Source organism: Modestobacter sp. NPDC049651 (assembly GCF_040659695.1).
Lineage (GTDB): Bacteria > Actinomycetota > Actinomycetes > Mycobacteriales > Geodermatophilaceae > Modestobacter.
This window is the reverse complement of record NZ_JBFAOG010000001.1, coordinates 634,011-650,418: the sequence shown is the minus strand read 5'-3', so window position 1 is coordinate 650,418 and position 16,408 is coordinate 634,011. Positions and strand designations below refer to the sequence as shown.

12 protein-coding genes are annotated in these 16,408 nt (G+C 67.0%); 5 read left to right on the top strand and 7 right to left on the bottom strand.

All coding sequences use genetic code 11. The features are described 5' to 3' along the window. The first annotated feature begins 105 nt into the window (after nt 1-105). Both AB0J00_RS03155 and AB0J00_RS03150 read left to right on the top strand, forming a co-directional pair. Nucleotides 106-1,524: an APC family permease gene (locus AB0J00_RS03155; RefSeq protein WP_357740007.1), complete on the top strand. Its 1,419-nt coding sequence runs from the start codon at nt 106-108 to the stop codon at nt 1,522-1,524. After that, nucleotides 1,524-2,267 (top strand): IclR family transcriptional regulator C-terminal domain-containing protein, encoded by a 744-nt coding sequence (locus AB0J00_RS03150; RefSeq protein WP_357740004.1) that lies wholly within the window; start codon nt 1,524-1,526, stop codon nt 2,265-2,267. Before AB0J00_RS03155 ends, AB0J00_RS03150 begins: the two co-directional genes overlap by 1 nt. A 1,444-nt stretch (nt 2,268-3,711) precedes the next feature. Here AB0J00_RS03150 and AB0J00_RS03145 read toward each other — a convergent pair. Continuing rightward, the gene (locus AB0J00_RS03145) at nt 3,712-4,404 is read right to left on the bottom strand and encodes a hypothetical protein (protein ID WP_357740002.1); all 693 of its coding nucleotides are present in this window, start codon (nt 4,402-4,404) and stop codon (nt 3,712-3,714) included. Between the two features lie 1,035 nt (nt 4,405-5,439). Here AB0J00_RS03145 and AB0J00_RS03140 point away from each other — a divergent pair. Together AB0J00_RS03140 and AB0J00_RS03135 are read left to right on the top strand one after the other, a co-directional pair. Beyond that, nucleotides 5,440-6,678, top strand: coding sequence for a DUF262 domain-containing protein (locus tag AB0J00_RS03140; RefSeq protein ID WP_357739999.1), 1,239 nt, complete (start codon nt 5,440-5,442; stop codon nt 6,676-6,678). Nucleotide 6,679: 1 nt separating this feature from the next. Then, nucleotides 6,680-7,291, top strand: coding sequence for a HEPN domain-containing protein (locus AB0J00_RS03135; protein WP_357739996.1), 612 nt, complete (start codon nt 6,680-6,682; stop codon nt 7,289-7,291). 135 nt (nt 7,292-7,426) lie between these two features. Here the strand turns inward: AB0J00_RS03135 and AB0J00_RS03130 are convergent, their stop codons facing one another. Next, the gene (locus AB0J00_RS03130; protein ID WP_357739993.1) at nt 7,427-8,542 is read right to left on the bottom strand and encodes a DNA cytosine methyltransferase; all 1,116 of its coding nucleotides are present in this window, start codon (nt 8,540-8,542) and stop codon (nt 7,427-7,429) included. Between the two features lie 242 nt (nt 8,543-8,784). Here AB0J00_RS03130 and AB0J00_RS03125 point away from each other — a divergent pair, with 242 nt between their 5' ends. Further along, nucleotides 8,785-9,180, top strand: coding sequence for a very short patch repair endonuclease (locus AB0J00_RS03125; RefSeq protein ID WP_357739990.1), 396 nt, complete (start codon nt 8,785-8,787; stop codon nt 9,178-9,180). On the opposite strand, the gene AB0J00_RS03120 is transcribed toward AB0J00_RS03125, so the two are convergent. The 5 genes from AB0J00_RS03120 to AB0J00_RS03100 are packed head-to-tail and all read right to left on the bottom strand — an operon-like array spanning nt 9,165 to nt 16,330. Beyond that, on the bottom strand, nt 9,165-9,953 hold the full coding sequence (locus AB0J00_RS03120; protein ID WP_357739987.1) for a DUF6339 family protein: 789 nt from the start codon (nt 9,951-9,953) through the stop codon (nt 9,165-9,167). The two genes, AB0J00_RS03125 and AB0J00_RS03120, sit on opposite strands and share 16 nt — an antisense overlap. Beyond that, nucleotides 9,950-10,843 carry a hypothetical protein gene (locus tag AB0J00_RS03115; RefSeq protein ID WP_357739986.1) on the bottom strand — a complete coding sequence of 298 codons (894 nt, stop codon included), beginning with the start codon at nt 10,841-10,843 and terminating at the stop codon, nt 9,950-9,952. Before AB0J00_RS03115 ends, AB0J00_RS03120 begins: the two co-directional genes overlap by 4 nt. Then, nucleotides 10,840-12,738 (bottom strand): hypothetical protein, encoded by a 1,899-nt coding sequence (locus tag AB0J00_RS03110; RefSeq protein ID WP_357739983.1) that lies wholly within the window; start codon nt 12,736-12,738, stop codon nt 10,840-10,842. Before AB0J00_RS03110 ends, AB0J00_RS03115 begins: the two co-directional genes overlap by 4 nt. Further along, nucleotides 12,735-13,727, bottom strand: a complete 993-nt coding sequence (locus AB0J00_RS03105) for a PD-(D/E)XK motif protein (protein ID WP_357739980.1) — start codon at nt 13,725-13,727, stop codon at nt 12,735-12,737. The genes AB0J00_RS03110 and AB0J00_RS03105 overlap by 4 nt, the downstream gene beginning before the upstream one ends. Then, nucleotides 13,724-16,330, bottom strand: coding sequence for a Z1 domain-containing protein (locus tag AB0J00_RS03100; protein WP_357739978.1), 2,607 nt, complete (start codon nt 16,328-16,330; stop codon nt 13,724-13,726). Before AB0J00_RS03100 ends, AB0J00_RS03105 begins: the two co-directional genes overlap by 4 nt. Between the last annotated feature and the right edge of the window lie 78 nt (nt 16,331-16,408).

Genomic DNA, 16,408 nt, shown 5'->3' with positions numbered 1-16,408 from the left:
CGCTTTTCTCATTCGGGGACGCCGGGTCGAGGCTTCCGGGGACACACGGATGCAACCGCGGCCTGCCTACGCTCGCGCCTCCCCGTCTGCGCTGGAGGACTGCCCGTGCCCCGTCTCGCCCGCGTCTCACCGGTGGCGGGGCTGCACCGGCGGCGGCTGCCGTTCGTCGAGGTGCTGGCGCAGTCGGTGTCGGCGCTGGCGCCCTCGGCGGCGATGGTGACAACCCCGGCGATCGTGCTGGCCGGCAGCGGGGTGGCGACGCTGCCCGCGCTGGTCGCCGCGACGCTGCTCGTGCTGCTGGTGGCTGGGTGCGTCGCGGTGTTCGCCCGGCGGCTGGCCGCGGTGGGCGGGGTCTACACGTACACCGCGCGGGGGTTGGGCCCGTTCGCCGCCGGGGTGGGCGGGTGGTCGCTGGTGATCGGCTACGCGGCGGTGGCGATGTCGGCGCTGGTGGGGTGCGCCCTGTACCTGGCGGCGCTGTTCTCGTTCTCGTCGTCTGCGGTGGCGTGGCTGGTGCTGCTGGTCGGCGGGCTGGCCGGGTGGTGCACGGTGCGCGGGATCCAGCTGTCGGCACGGCTGGCGCTGGCGCTGGAGGTGGTGTCGATCGCGGTGGTGATCGGCGTGTTGATCTGGCTGCTCGCTCGCTCCTCGGGTTCTGCCGGCTCGGCTGCCCTTGTCGTGGATGCGCGGCCGGGCTGGGGCGGGGTCGCGCTGGCGGTGGTGCTCGGGGTGACGGCCTTCATGGGGTTCGAGAGCGCCGGGGTGCTGGGGGTGGAGGCGCAGCGGCCGCTGGTCGCCGTCCCGCGGGCGGTGGTGTGGACGCCGGCCGTCGCGGGGGTGTTGTTCCTGTTCGCCGCGGTGGCGCAGACGGTGCTGCTGCGGCAAGCACCGCTGGACGTGTTGATTAGCCCGGTGCCGGTGTCCCGGTTGGCGGCGGACATCGGCTGGGTGGAGCGGCTGCTGGACGTCGGGATCGCGGCGTCGTTCTTCGCGTGCGTGACCGGATCGGTGAACGCGCTGGCGCGGGTGCTGTTCTCGATGGGCCGGGAGGGGGCGCTGCCCTCGGTTTTGGGGCGGACGCACCGCCGGTTCGGGACGCCGTTCGTGGCGCTGCTCGGCGTGTTCCCGGTGGTGGTGCTGGCGCCCGTGGTGGCGCTCGCTGCGGGTGCGGGCGCGCGGTCGGTGCTGACCGGGACGCTGACCGTGTCGGCGTTCGGCTACGTGCTGGCGTACGTGCTGGTGTGCGCGGCGACGCCGGTGTTCCTGCGCCGGCTCGGCGAGCTGACAGCGCTGCCGGTGGTGGGCGGGCTCGTGGCGGCGGTGCTGTGGCTGGCGGTGCTGGCGGCGGCGGTGTTCGGGCCATCGCTGCCGGGCGGTCGGTGGCCGGCGGTGGTGTGGCTCTGCTGCTTGGTGCCCGGCGTGCTGTGGGTGGGGTGGCTGTCGCGGCGCGCGCGGCTGGGGCGGGTCGGGGTGTACGACGAGCCGACGGTCGGCAGTGTGCTGCCCGGGTCGCTGGCGGCCTGATGACCGCTGACCGCGGGTTGACCGGCCGCCAGCCGAAGGCGGTGCAGAGCGCGCTCGCGGTGCTGGAGTGCGTGGCCCGGCTGGGGGCGGGGGTGACGGCGAAGGAGGTGGCGTCGGCGCTCGACATGCCGCCGGCAACGGCCTACCGGCTGCTCAACCTGCTGGTGGGGGAGGAGTACCTGGTGCGGCTGCCCGACCTGCGCGGGTTCGCGCTGGGCCGGAAGGTGGCCGGGCTGGCCGGGGCGATCGCGCCGGTACGGGTGCCGCAGGCCGCGCGGGAGGTGCTGGCCGAGCTGCGCCGCGAGGTGCGGGCCGGGGTGCACCTGGTGCTGTACACGGCGACGACGCTGCGGGTGGCCGACATGGACCCCGACCTGCCGCTTCAGGACACGCAGCTGGTGGAGCGCCACCTGCACGCGACCGCGGCCGGGAAACTGCTGCTGGCCGAGCAACCCGAGTGGCGCGACCTCCTGCCGCCGAGCCGGCTGACCCGGTTCACCGCCGCGACGGTGAGCAAGCCGGACCAGCTCGACATCTGCCTTGCCGAGATCCGGGCGCAAGGGTGGGCCGCGCAGTTCGGCGAGCTGCACGACCGGGTCCGTTGTGCTGTGGCTCCCGTCCGGTCGCGCGCCGGCGAGCTCGTCGCCGGCCTCGCGCTCAGCGGGGGATCCGGCACTCAGCCCCCGGCGACCGTTGATTCCGTCTGCCGGTCCGCCGCGCTGCTCGCTCCGCTGCTCACCTGACCCGCGTCTCGACGAGCCGACACGCAGGCGGGCAAGCCGACGCTGCTCAACTGCCTGTGCGCGGCCATCGGTCGGGCTGTTGACCGCGCCGCGCTCGACGGTCGCCGCCGCCTGAGACTGCTACTTCGAGACGCCGACGGCGGCGAGCGGTCCGGCCAAGCTCGCGAGCTGGTCGCGGCGCTTGGGGCTCTGCCGAGGGAGCCGGCACCCGGCGAGCGGGGGCACAGCTCGTTGGCTCGGCCGCTCCGGGCCTGCTCTACGCGGTAGGCGTCAACCTCTACGCGGACCATCGCGACGGCGAACGCGACGCCAGATCGGCGCGTCTTAACGTACCCAATAAACCTCCGATACGGTGAGGTCGCCGTTGTCAGCGATGTGTGTGACCGTCAGTCGAGCTACTCCGTAATCGGACGTAGCGCACGCTTGGGCCCCTGTGTCCCCGACCAGCCAGCCCGCCCCTTCTGCAATTGGCCGCCTGTCAATTGCGTCCTTGCATTGGGCGTGACCCGGGTCTTGGGTCCGGAGGTCGACACTCAGAGGACTGCCGTATCGGGGCTTCACTGCCCGTCGGCCAGAGTCGGTCCCATATGTGATGTCACTGCCGGCTTGCCCGACTACGCCGACATCGAGGTCGACGCCCGTGTCGAATTGAGCCATAGGGACAGTGAACTCGAAAGTCTTTCCTCCGTCGACGTTACTGCTTGACGATGGCGCGCTGCCCTCCTGGCCGAGTTGCGCCAAGCGGGCGTTTGAGTCGTCTAGCTGCCTCTGTAGACCGACCGCTGTACTCTTTGCGTCGTCTCTTTCCTTTTCGAGTGCGTCAACCTGGCCATTAAGCGTGTTGTTCCGTTCCGTTAAACTAGAGTTGCCACGCTCCAGTGCATCTATGCGGTGGTTCATGGTGCTAAGTTCGTCAGACTGACTGCTGGAGTGATTGCCGAGGATTGCGGTCGCCGCTATCAGGGTGGCCGTTGCAACGCCGAGAATTGCGGCTGCTAAAGCATACTTCTTGGCCCTGAACTCAAAGTGCTGTGTTTGATACTTGAGTTCCTCGATACGACTGGTCAGGTCTGTGGGCGCGCTGTCAGCCTCGCGTGGCCCGGCGGATGTCTCGTCGCGCTGGTGATTGGCAAGCGGCTTAGTAACGTCGTCCGGCTCGGCGTCGCCTTCCATCTGCTCCCCCTCACTGCACCTCAGGTTAAGCGACCTGGGTGACGTCAGGGAATTGTACGGGCCAGATGAGCGGTCCGGGGCCCCTTCCTTCCGTCGGAAGGCCTGTGGAGCAGTCCTAGCCTCTAGCTGCGGGTCACTGCCCACTGCAAGGCGCCCCCTCATCCCGAGGTCAGCGTCGTCTTGGGCGGCATTCCCGTACTCGGCCGGCTGGGCCCGAGCGCGGGGCACGGCGCCGCGTACCTTGGGCCAGCCCGACGACACCACGCTTGCTCTAGCGGGGGAAGTCGGCCGAGTCGTGTGTGAGCGTTGCGGGACGATTACTGGATCTTATGGTAACTTTGACCCCTCGGTGCCCAAGCCCCTCATGCGGTATGACGATTTCGGCGTCTAGATCGGGAGCCCGTCGCCCTCCGGCTTTGACATAGGCTGTCGAAGAGTCGCTGTCGTGCATCCACTTCGTCACTCGAAGATCTGTAATCGCCGGTGCAAATATGCCATGTCGGCCGCACTGTTCGATCACGCTGAGGAGCGCCAAGGCAGTGAGTACTTCTTTGGCTGGTGGCGCCGTATCGATAGCGCCCGGATCTTTCGGGCGCCGCTTCCGTGCCACATGGACGGCGGCCTTGAGTAGATCATAGATGCTGTTCACTAGAACGCCGGATGCCAGTACGTCGATCAAGTATCCGGAAGCCGCATGCGCGAGACTCTGAGGGGATTCCTGCCTCGTCTTCCAAACCGCCAGGTCGCGAGCGACTTGGCGCTCCAACTGCTGTTGCACACCACGCAGTCGGCGCTGGCGCTCATCAAGCACTCTCGTTCGTATTTCTTCCAGGATGAGCGCTGCATCGGTGACGTCACGGTTCAAGCACTGGAAGATCACCATTTCCGCGCGTGCCCGCACACTCTTGTCGGCGAAATAGGAGCGCAACGCCGCTTCGGCGTGCTCAACATCGACGGGGTTCACGACCGCTAGCCTGCACCCTCCGATTGCACGCAGCATCCCTGGGGCCACTTAGGGCAGCCTTGTACAGCAGAGTTCCGATCCAGACGCATGCTGGCCGCCCGGAATCTACTCCGGGCGGACTCCCTCGACCTCGTCCTGGCCGAGGTGGCAGGGCGCCGCCGCCGGTCGGACTGTGCTGGGGCCCTTGCTAGTGCCCTCGGCGAGCGTCCCGAGCTAGCCTTCTTCTGGGTAGAGTGCCGCGACGGCCGCGCCAACCAGGGCGGAGGCTAGCTCCTTCGTCGCGCTGGCATCCGCCATGCCGACGAGGACGTCTGTCTGACTGTTGCTGCTGGCCGAGCAACCCGAGTCGCCCGACTTCCTACCGCCGAGCTGGCTGACCCGGTTCACTGCCGCGACGATCACCAGACCCGACCAGGTCGACCACCTTCCTGGCTGGGATTCGCGCGCAGAACTGGGCTGCTCAGCGGGTGAACTGCACGAGGGGCGGAACTGTCATGTTGCACTGGTCCGCTCCCAAGGCGGTGACCTGGTGGCAGAGAGCGCCGTTAGCCGGAACGGCTCAATCACCGACACGCCCAAGCGGACATCGCTGGCCCATTCGAGTGCGCTAGCTGGTCTGTTGACTTGAATCGACAACGTCATCCGCTCGCCGCCCTTGGCCTCCCTAAGACCGCTGATAGCTATTCTGTGCTCACGCCAACGAAGGTCGGGCCCGTGCAGCCTGTCGTGCCTGCGCCGCGGGTCCGTGTCACGATGTCCGCGGAGTGGTCAAAGAATCGTGGGAGCGCAACGAACCCGTCAACGCTCGTTAGAACTGTGACTTCACGACCGGGCCAGTCACCTTGCCGTGGACTCGCCGTCCACTCCAGCGTGCGTCGACACTGCGCCGCTAGGACAACAACCTCCGTTTGTCGTACGTCGCGAAGGTGCTTGAATTGGGGGACGCAGGCGTCGTGTTCAGGCGCTGGCTGGCGCCAGGCGGGCGGATCGGCATCCGCTAAGGTCTCTTAGCTACCACCATCTATGGAGGCAACTGTGGCTTCTTCGTATGTTCAGGCGTCCGCAGAAGAGCCCGATGCCGACGAAACTCCACTGGGTGCGGAGTCGGAGTCGATTGGTGAGGAAACCGAGAACGATCTCGGGCAGAAGGAAATCGATTACAGTGACGTGGTGCTCGCGCCGTCGGACTGGACCGTAGAAACGGTGTTGAGTCAGCTTGCGCAAGGGGCGTTCGAACTCAGCCCCAACTTCCAGCGTCGCAACGCGTGGACGGTGCAGCGTAAGAGCAAGTTCATCGAATCGCTCATCCTGGGACTACCGATCCCGCAAATCACGCTTGCTGAGTCGGAAGATCAGGACGGGGAGATCCGCTACATTGTTATCGACGGCAAACAGCGGATGCTTACCTTGAAGTCCTTCTTTGACGAAAATGAGCCGCTTCGACTGGCGGGACTAGCCGTCTTGGACGATCTGAACGGGCGTACGCGTGACGAGCTGATGGATTCACCCGTCACGGCGAAGGCGATAAGGCGCCTCAATAATAGGACCATTCGAACAGTGGTCATCCGAAAGTGGCCTAGTGATGACTTTCTGCATCTCGTATTCCACAGGATAAATCACCAGACACTTTCTCTTTCTGCGCAAGAGCTGCGTCAGGCCTTATATCCTGGGCCTTTCACAAGCTTCGCCGACACATTCGCCGCTGAAAGTGTGGAACTGCACCAAATGCTTGGTGCCTCGCAGCAGCCAGACTTCCGCATGCGTGATGTTGAACTACTTGTTCGACATCTGGCCATGCGCAACTTCCTTGCAGAATATGCCGGAAACCTCAAGAAGTTCCTCGACGATGCGTGTGATCGGCTGAACAGTTCCTGGTCCAAGCAGGAGGGAATGATTCGAGAGCAGGCGGCGGCCTGCGTCAGGTCGATCGCTGTGACGAACTCGATCTTCGGCGAAGCTTCGTTTCGACGCTTCGACCGCGATCGCTGGGAGACGCGCTTCAACCGGGCGGTGTTTGACGTGATGTCTTACTATTTCTCACTTGATGAGGTCGTTCAAGCGGTAGATGCCGAGCAGGCTCCGCTGATCAAAGCTGAGTTCGCTGACTTAAGCGCGAATGACCCGAAGTTTCGCGACTCTGTCCAGAGCACCACCAAGACGGTGGGGGCTACTGTCTACCGCCTTGAGGCGTGGGGCGACCGGCTAGAGCAACTGCTCGGACTGGCGCTACCGGTGCCCCGCCTCGCGGCTGACCAACGGACCATCAGGCTGTGAGATGACGCGAACCTTCTTGCAGTTAATGACTGATTTGAGGCGGATATCGGCCGAGCTTCTGCCGCCCCACAGCCCCGTCGCACGCTACTCGGATAACGAAGTTCTTCGCATTCTCTCATTTCGGCTCTTCGCGCATGCCGAAATCGAGGGCTTTGTCGAGTCCGTGGCGGAATCGATGGTAGACGCACTATCTGTCAAGAATGACCGAAATATTCTGCGACCTGCTGTGCGCGATCAGATCCTCTATCACCATATGTTGACGCAGTCCTACCCGCCGAGAACGTTAGTTAATATGCCGACCGGGCAGCGTGCGCAGAAAGCGATTAGAGGGGTGCTCAATGCGGTGCAGGATGATGTAGGCAAGAACAATGGAGTGAGCGAGAAGGATCTGCTCAAGCTCTTCCTTCCCTTGGGTGTTCCAATCGACCACTTCAACCGAGAGTGGTTGCGATCGATGAACGAGCTAGCTAGGGCCCGAGGCGAAGTGGCGCACAACTCGTGGAACAGGACCACCACAGTCCAGCAACCCACTCCTCAGGGCGAGCGTCAGCGGCTCGTTCGACCGCTGTGGGGTCTGCAGGGGCTTGTCAGGTCTGTTCAGTCGAGCATCTAGTTGACGCCGCTATCGTGAAGGACTCCCCGCGGTTGCTAGGTCTCCTCATCGGAGGGGTCGCTGGCGAGCTGCGGGGCCCTGTCTCGGCAAGCGGTCATCTCGCGCTGGGTTAGCCCAGGCGCCCGGGGTTCAAGGCTAGTGCCCTAGCTCACTTGCGATGTGCTCAGCCAGGCCGTGCGCGAGCTCGACTGGTACGGCGTTGCCGATTTGCCGGGCGATGTCCAGCTTCGTCCCGCACCATTGGAAGTCGTCCGGGAATCCCTGGAGACGCGCAGCCTCGTGGTGGGTGATCGCACGAGGACGCTCTGGGTGGATGTATCGGCCCTTCTCGGGCTTGAAGAACTCCGTGCGGATCGTCACGGACGGGCGGTCCCAGTGCATCCGCCCCATAACGTCCAACGATCCCTTGTCGTGGCCGATCCAGCAGCGCGCCTTCAAGTCGTCCGGAAGGTTGAGGCGGTTGCCGCCTTCCGGGATCTCCGCAAATCGATCGAGCGATAGTTGCGTGTAGTGGCGGGTGATGTGCAGGTCGGGTGACTTGAAGGTGCCGGGTAGGACGTGCCCGAACACCTCCGTCGTCGATGAAGGGAGCCGCTGATCATCCGGGTCAACGTGCTCGGCGAGTCCATCGAGGGCTTGCCTCACGGTCTTCCACTCATCCCGAGGAAGCGTTCTGGTGGGCACCTCGATCTGCGGCAGGTCCCGGCGCGTACCGATGACGATGAATCGCCGGCGCAGCTGGGCGGCACCGAAGTCGGTTGCTCGGACGAGCCGGGCATCGATCTGGTAGTCCTCGAGCCGGCCGCCCGGCTCGGTTTCCTGTCGGAGCATCTGGAACTGGTCGCTGGAGCCGAACCGGTCGACGTTCTCGATGAGGAACGCCTTGGGGCGGACCTGGACGATCGTGTCCATGTAGTGGCGCCACAGCTCGTTACGTGGGTCGTCGGGGCTCCGCTTTCCCAGGTTGGAGAAGCCTTGGCAGGGAGGGCCGCCCACGACGACGTCGGCAGCGGGGAGGTCACCCCGCTCAACCCAGTCCTCGATCTTGCCCCAGTAGACGTGGTCCTCGCCGAAGTTGGCCGCATAGGTGGCAGCCGCGGCGAGATCGTGCTCGACCGCTACGACCGGCTGGAAGCGACCGGTCAGCCTGAAACCCTCGGTCAGGCCGCCGCAGCCGGCGAACAGGTCGATGACCCGCAAGGGCACGGCCCCGGTAGAACCCGGAAGCAGGTTGCCGTCAGCTTTGCCCACCGAGGTAGCACCCACCGTTCTTGCCGGCGCACGCCTCGCAGTGGCACGCGCGTCCTTCCCCGCGACACTATCGAGCGCGGGCTCTCGCTGACCGTAAGCGCGCCGACCGACAGTTCCTTCCGGCGGTGGGCCCGTGGGTGTGGATGGACCGATGAGACACCGGTGACAGTGACGGACGAGGGCCGGAGGTGGGCATGACGACGGCTCGGCCTCCCGCTTCGAGTCCTGGAGTGGCGGCACGGATGAGCCGTGCCCGCCGTCGGGACACGGCGCCGGAGGTGGCGATCCGTCGTGAGGCCCACCGCCGCGGCCTTCGGTACCGGGTGGACACCGCTCTGCCAGGGCTGTCGCGTCGGAGGGCCGACATGGTCTTCGGTGGCCGGCGCGTCGCTGTCTTCATCGACGGATGCTTCTGGCACTCCTGTCCCGTCCATGCGACGACGCCCAAGGCCAACCGCGAGTGGTGGGTGGCGAAGTTGCAGCGCAATCAGGAGCGCGATCGACAGACCGACCAGCACCTGCACGATCTTGGCTGGACGGTGCTCCGCTTCTGGGAGCACGAGGACCCGGTCGCGGCTGTCGACGTCATCGAGTGTGTCGTCCGTGGGACCGGATCGACCGGTCAGTCGCTCGAATGACGAGGCCCGGTGCCCTGCGCGTCGGCGCGCAGCAGGGCTGCGGACTCGAGGGCCGCATCCTGCACCTGACGGCGTAGCTCGTCCTCGTCGAGTGACTCGAACTCGACCACGGCACCGAGACGGGACAGGCGCTTTAGCACGTCGACCAGCACGTCGCGTTCGGCCACGCGGCCACGGTCCATCGACGGCCAAATGTCGGCGATAGTCCGGACGAGGGCACGGCTGCCGCCGATCGAACGTCTCCGGGCGAAGATCTGGTCGAACGCGGCCTCGCCGAAGGTCTCGAGCAGGCGGTACCGCTCATGCTCCTGCGGGAGGGCGAGCAGGTGTGCTCGCCACCAGAGCCTGCCCCAGACGTGCCGGGTGATGTCGGTGCCCAGCACACGGTCCTTCGGAGGGCGCGGATACCGCCAGTAGGAGACGTCGGGCAGCAGCACGAGCGCCAGGAACGCCCAGATCGGTCGGACGGCGGCCTCGCCCGCGACCAGTCCGCACCGTCGGTGGAGCAGCTGGGCGACCTCGAGGTCGAAGGTCATCCGGTCCTGGCGGCGTCCTTCGTTCGGGAAGCCTGCTCGAGTGGCGATCTCGAGGACGTCGTCCCGCAGTCGCTGGAGTTCGTCGGTGTTGACTCGTCGGCCCCCGGTAGGGGCGAACACCGCGGAGGGGTGCCGCAGCGCGTAGCGGCTCGTGAGCTCGTCGATCGATGCCTGCTGGTACTCGCGGTGCAGCTCCTTGGCCGCGTCACCGATCAGCCGGGGATAGAGGACGCTCACGCCTCCACCAACAGCTGCGAGGTCTCCTGGAGTCGGCTGCCGAACAGCGCTGGCGCCGTCTGGCGCTCCCGACGCAGGGCCTCCATCGAGAACGCGGGGAAGGCGTTCCGGACGACGTTGACCAGGAGCGCGCCGAGCGAACCCGCGGGGTAGTCGGTCCCGTCCTGCAGGGACTCGTCGGTGAGTGCCCGTTCCACCAACAGCCGGAGGACGTCCGAACGCAGGGTCGACAGCACCCGCCGGTCGGCCTCGCTTGGTGCAGGCGCCGCAGCCACGGCGCGCATCACGACGTCATGTCGTTCGTTCACGAGCAGTTGGATCGAGCCGAGCGCTGCACCGTCGAGGTCCTCGTCGATGTGGAGGTACCAGCCGGCGCCGGTTGGGTAGGGCAGGTCATGGAAATCAGCGGTCGCAATCGGGAACAGCGTGTTGTCGCCCTCGAGAACGACCCGGTGCCGATCGGACCACAGCACGCTCCCCGGTCGGGTCGGAGCTGCCGGGGCTCTCCCTGGGGACGCGGACCTCAGCGTGGCGCTCGTGATCAGTTCGAGCGTCCCGCCCAGGTCGTCTCCAGGGAGGTCGAACTCGATGGCGATCTCGAGCGCATCGGTGGCCGGTACAGCTGCCCGCCAGGCACGTCCCCGCATCAGCGAGTTCGAGGCGAACCACTGAACGCTGAGGTCGACCGCGCACTCCTCGGTCAGACCACTCGACTCCCGCAGCCGGAGACCGTCCACGGACACCGGTCGGTGCAGCGACAGAGTGGTGCCGTAGTCCCAGTCGGTCAGGCTGTCGGGCAGTGGCTCGGTCCCGTCGGGGGAGAGCCGGCACCACGGGCCGGCCGAGACGACGTCGGCCGGCGGGCGCAGGAACGGGAAGACGCGGCTCACGCGGTGGCCCCGGTGTCCGCCAGCGGAGTGGCGAGGACGGTGACGTCGGTTGCGGTGTCCGGCACCGGCACGACGACCAGATCGACCTCGGTCGGGCCCTCGACCAGGCAGGTCTCGTCGTTGGTGCTGCCGTGGGCGGTGTGCCATTCACGGACCCGCGGGCGGCCGGCTCCCGCCGGCGGGTCGTCCTCGCGTCCCTCCCACGTCACGATCGAGAGACGCGCGGTGAGTTGCAGGGGGCCGGGAGCGGTGACGCCGTACCTGGCGACGAGCACCACGGATCCGTCTCTCATCTCGATGTGCGGCTCGACCAACGTGGTGACCCGCGACCGCGTGGCCGGACCAGGTCGTGCGCTCGCGTTGCCGGCCTTCCCGTCGCCGGCGGCCGGTGCGTTCGCGGTTGTCGGGGTGCTCCCGCCGTCGGGCCGGTCAGGCGCGGACGCGGGCCGCCCGTCGTTGGGGGAGACGAAAGCAGCCGCCACCAGCCCGCCGAGATAGTTGCTGACCGCCCCGAGGGCCGTCCGGGACGAGGTCGACACCGCGCTCTGCGCCGGGGCGCGGAAGACGCCCAGCTGCTCGCGGAGGCGCATGAACGTCGCTCTGATGAATGTCCTCTCGTGCCCGGTCAGCTGTTCGGACACCCAGTTGTCATGAGTGGGCGGTTCGGCCGCCGCGTAGACGTCGTCCATGGCGTCGTCGGCACGGAAGACGCCCGCGTAGACGCTGTGTACGGAGCTGGTCGTGGGTCCCTCGTGATACCGCACCACCAGCTCGGGTGAGCGCATCAGGCAGACGTGATGGGGATCCCCGTCGACCCCAGCGAAGCTCGCGGCCAGCGACACCGCCTCCGACGCCATGGGGACGACGACCTGACGCTCCAGGGCAAAGCGGCCCAGCCGCCTCCTCGGATTGCCGCACTCGAGGATCTTTGCGCCGTCGCCGTGGAGCCGGCGGTATGCGGCCACGAACATCCGCAGGGGATAGAGCCGGGCCGGGTCCGGCACGGGGAAGGACCGGCCGCCCGCGACGACGTCCGGCGCGAGGCGTTCAGTGCCGCGCTCGGGCAGCATGATCGGCCACAGCTGCCAGGCGATGGTCTCGGCGAGGTGCCCGGCAGCCTGGTCCGTGTCCTCGAAGTCGTCGAGGTCCGGGTCGATGACGACGAGGGTTGTGCCGGACTCGCTCACGTCGAACGGGGTGAGTCCGAGGGCTCGTGCGACGTCGTCCGCAGCATCGCCGATGAGCGGCTCCACATGGTCGTCCTGCACGTCGCCCCACCAGTGGCGCCCCGTGAAGGGCCTGCTCTCCGCGTCCACCCGGCCGCGGTTGTCGAACGAGCGCCCCAGGGCGATGCCGATCAGCCGCGACGTCAAGGCACCGGACTCGTCGGTCGTCCGCGTGTAGACCAGGATGGTCCCCACCCGTGACAGTCGGTAGAGGACGGCCTTGCCGTAGCCGTAGGTGCCGCCACCGAGTGCGGTGTCGCGCTTCTCCCCGACGTTGAGGACGAAGGAGATCCAGTCGCGGCGGCCGTCGGTGAGCTGATCGGCTCGCGTGGGGCCGCCGAGTCCCTTGGTCGCTCGGTCGACCACGGACAGGAGCCGCAGGTTGGGCGTTCGCACCGCCCGGCCTACGCCCAGGTGCTCCTGGACCGCAGCCGGAGGCGTGAGCAACCGCTCCCACGTGGGTCGGTGCGTCGGGGCCACAGTGGTCAGTTCGAGGCGGTAGACCGTCTCGACGCCGGGGAGCCGGGCGTCCCAGGAGTTCTGGGCGGTCTCCCGTACGAACACCGTCAGCGGGTCCACCGGCGGTCGACCGAGCTGATTGCGGATGCCCTCGGAGGCGATCGCGCCCGTAGGGGGAAACGGCTGGGACCACCAGCGGGGTGTGGTCATGCGGTCTCCAGCAGGAACTCGGCCGGGTCGAGGTCAACACGGTGGGCGTCGGCGGATGCGGCGTCCAGGTCGACGCTGTACTCCAGCGGCCCCACACCGCCGAGCAGGGCGTCTCCGGTCAGGCCCGCCGGGACGATGCGGGGAAAACCAGGTTCGACCTCGTAGGTGCGCGACTCGACCACGTCGAACCGCTTCCGCGCGTAGACGTCACGATCCAGCTCGTGGTAGCCGACCTTGTGCAGCAGTTTCCTGAAGCCGGCGGGGTCGTCCGTCTTCTGCAGGATGTCGTCGACGAGTTCCGGTACGGACGTCCCCTCGTCTCCGCGGACCCGAAGCCAGTGCAGGACGAGCCGACCGGGCGCTTCGACGTCGAGCTGATCGGCCCCGTGGATCCGGATCGTCCGGCCCTCGGGGACGGTCGTGGTCTTCACCTCGACGGCGCGAGGGCCTCGGTGAAAGTCCTGGGCGGACCCGCTCGGCCCCGTCCAGAAGGCGGTGGCGCCCGGGTCCTGCGCGATCATCGACCGCACCAGGTGGAGTTCCCCGAAAAGGCCCGCCAGGGCGGACGAGCTGAGCATCTGACGGTTGCCCGCAAGCAGCGCACGCCAGTCCTTGAGCGCGTTCCGCAGCGCCGCAACGGCACGGTCGGGAGTTGCGGCGACCCGCTCCACCACCTCGACGCACAGCGAGGTGAACAGGTCGGCCAGGCGGTCATCGACCAGTTCCAGCGAGGCGTACTGCTGGTACCGGTGCTCGTCCTCCAGCGCGCGACGCCGGAGCACGACGGCGTCGCCATCGAGCATCTCCTGGAGCGTGTGCCTCGACGCGATCGGCACCAGGAGATGCCTGTGCCCGTCGGCGTCGACACCCGCCTGGAGCGGCCCGAGCGGTGTGTCGACGCCGATGGGGGCCGTCCGGAACGCCGACACGACGGGGCGTCCCGCAGCGGTGGTCCAGATGAGGTCGAGCCGGCTGCTGTCTAGCGTCACGCGGCCTCGTCGTCCTGATCGAGGACCGACAGGTCCTCCTCCTCGACCGCGACGCCGGACAGGTCTGCGCTCCAGTACTCGACCTCGGAGTCGGAGGTGCCCGGAAGGGGCCTCGGGAAGACCAACGCCACACCGATGACGACATCGTCGGTCGGTGCCGCGAGGGGACGACGGCCCTCACGGTCGGTGTCCGACTCGGGTTCGATCGGGTAGATCAACAGCAGGCCCTGATCGGGTCGCTGCTCGTTGCGCAGCGTCAGGATCTGGGTGCGTCCACCGATGTCCCTGCCGGTGACATCGAGATCGATCGTCTCGTCACGCCGGCTGCTGAGGGTCTTGATGTCGGCAACCCCGTCGAACGCCGACTCCGACTCGTGCCCGAGCCGTGACCGCTTCACCATCCGCACCTCGACATCGGCCCCTAGGTTGCACCGATTCGTCGAGGCGCTGGGCTGCGAGTTCCCCACCACCGCCACGCTCCACTGCTTCAGGGCACCGTTCCGCACCCGCTTGCCGATGTAGTCCAACAGCCGCTCACGGTCAGCGTCGGACGACCGCTCGTGAAAGGCGTAGCCGTTCAGGAAGGCCGCGATGTCGTCGTGAGGTACCCGGGTGAACAGAGCGGTCTCGGGACGGGGTGCTTCTTCTCGGACCCCGTGCCGCTGTGCGCCCTGGACGAGTGAGCGGGTGGCGGCAGCGTTCGCGGCGAGCCAGTCCTTCCCGCCCGAGGTGACGTCGAAGAAGCGGGATTCCACGAGCGTTCCGCCGTAGGCAGCGTGGGCGAGCACGGCGGACTTCATCTTCGCCTTGGCGGTGATGGCCATCTTGGGGTGTGACCGCAGGCGGACCGCGAACGTCAGCGGGTTCTCTGCCGGGTTGTGCATGTAGCGGTCGATGTCGCGGCGCATGTCGGCCTCGACGGTTGCCAGGTGGCCGAACCACTCGGCCAGCTCCTGGGTCATCCAGATCCGCGGGAGGTCGCCGTAACGGTTGCGGTAGCCGAACCACCGGCCCATCTGGAGCAGCGTGTCGTAAGCGGACACGGCGCGGACGAAGAGGCTGGAAACCAGCCCTTCCAGGGTCAACCCCCGCGACAGGGTGTTGCCGCCGATCGCGATTGCGGTGACCGGACCGGCCTCGTAGTTCAGTCGGTCGGTGCTGCGGTAGTTGTCGATCACGATCTTGGTCTCGTGGACGACGGTCGGCAGGTGCTGCAGCACGACGTCGAAGGGAACCTTCTCCTCGCCGAAGTCGTCGGCCCGGACCAGGCGCGTCTCGCGGTCCCAGGTGGTACGCAGGCGGTCGAGCGTCCGCTGGTCGTCGGTGCTCAATCGCTCCGACATCACGGCGCGGAGGTGGAGCAGCGGCTCCCTGAATGCCTCGTGCACCGAGGTCTCGGTCGTCGTGTGGACGAGCATCGTGGAGTGCGGGTTGCCGCCACCGCGTGCACGTCGAGCGGCCGTGGCGAGCCAGAACCACTCGGCCGCTGCCTGGAGCGAGCGGGTGACGGCCGGCTGGAACGTCGCCGCCTCCTTCTTGTTGCGCGGTTTGAGGTCGTCGACCTCGTCGTCCGGGACTATCCGGACCATGTCGTAACCGCCCGGGAGGTCGGCCGGGTCTTCCCCGTCGAGCAACTCGCGCCCGAAAAGGACCTCGGTGCCGTGGTAACCGATCGGCTGAGGCAGGTTGACGATGAAGTCGCGCGGATAGAAGTCCTCGTCGACCGACGGGTCGATCAGGAGATTGGCGAACGGTGTCGCCGTGTAGCCCACGTACCCGACCTTGGGGAACTTGCTCAGCACGTCGAACAGCAATGGGTTGATCTTGGCCGTGGCGACCGTGGACTGGTCGGCCTCGTCGTCGATGATCAGCGTCGGGCAGTCCTCGAGGTACTCACCGGCTTTCGCGAGCCACGTGCGGAGCTTCCTGAGCACGGCGGCGTTCTTCTTTACGACCAGCAGCAGGCACTGGTCCGTGGAGGCGAAGAACGCCTTGGGGTTCGGTGGCGGGACGAAGTCGTGCGTCTCGCTGGTGACCTGGTGCCACTGTCCGGGGTTCGACTCGACGAGGTCCTTGACCAGGCGGACCTGCGTCTGGCGACGAAGCGTGTTGTGGATGCCGGACAGGACGATGAAGAGCTTGTACCCGCGGTCGGCGGCCTTGGCCATGACAGCGGTGAAGTTGGTCGTCTTCCCCGACTGGACGAAACCGACGACGAGCCCGCGGGTACGGAAGGACGCCTGCTTGGGGTGCTCGAGGAGCGCGACGACCTTGGTGGAGGACTTGTCGATCGACTCGATGTTCTCGTCACCGAAATCTTTATTCCGCATGGACGTGACCAGCGCGGGCCAGTTGCGGTCGTTCTCCATGTCGGGGCCCGTGTACCAGGTCTGCCGGCCGTCCAGGAAGACCGATGACGGCTCGTCCAGGTTGCGGATGCGAAGGCTCTCCGCATCGTGCCGTTCCCTTACGGCGCGGATGATCGACTCGTCCGCACCGAAAAGCTGCAGGTTCTTGACGGCGTCGTGCGGCGTCATGGACTGCGTGAACTGCTGGAAGACCTTGTAGAGCTGGTCGACCTGTTCCCCCGTGCCGGCTGTCACCGAGCCCCCTTCGTTGGCGTGCTGTCGTGAGGGTAGGCACACCCGGGTCGGCCACCTCCCGAGCGACCGCACCTCCCG

Excerpts from the sequence above, each read along its gene's own strand:
- AB0J00_RS03150 (WP_357740004.1), top strand. The coding sequence starts at position 1,524 with ATGACCGCTGACCGCGGGTTGACCGGCCGCCAGCCGAAGGCGGTGCAG.
- AB0J00_RS03125 (WP_357739990.1), top strand. The coding sequence starts at position 8,785 with ATGAGCCGTGCCCGCCGTCGGGACACGGCGCCGGAGGTGGCGATCCGT.
- AB0J00_RS03110 (WP_357739983.1), bottom strand. The coding sequence starts at position 12,738 with ATGACCACACCCCGCTGGTGGTCCCAGCCGTTTCCCCCTACGGGCGCG.
- AB0J00_RS03135 (WP_357739996.1), top strand. The coding sequence starts at position 6,680 with ATGACGCGAACCTTCTTGCAGTTAATGACTGATTTGAGGCGGATATCG.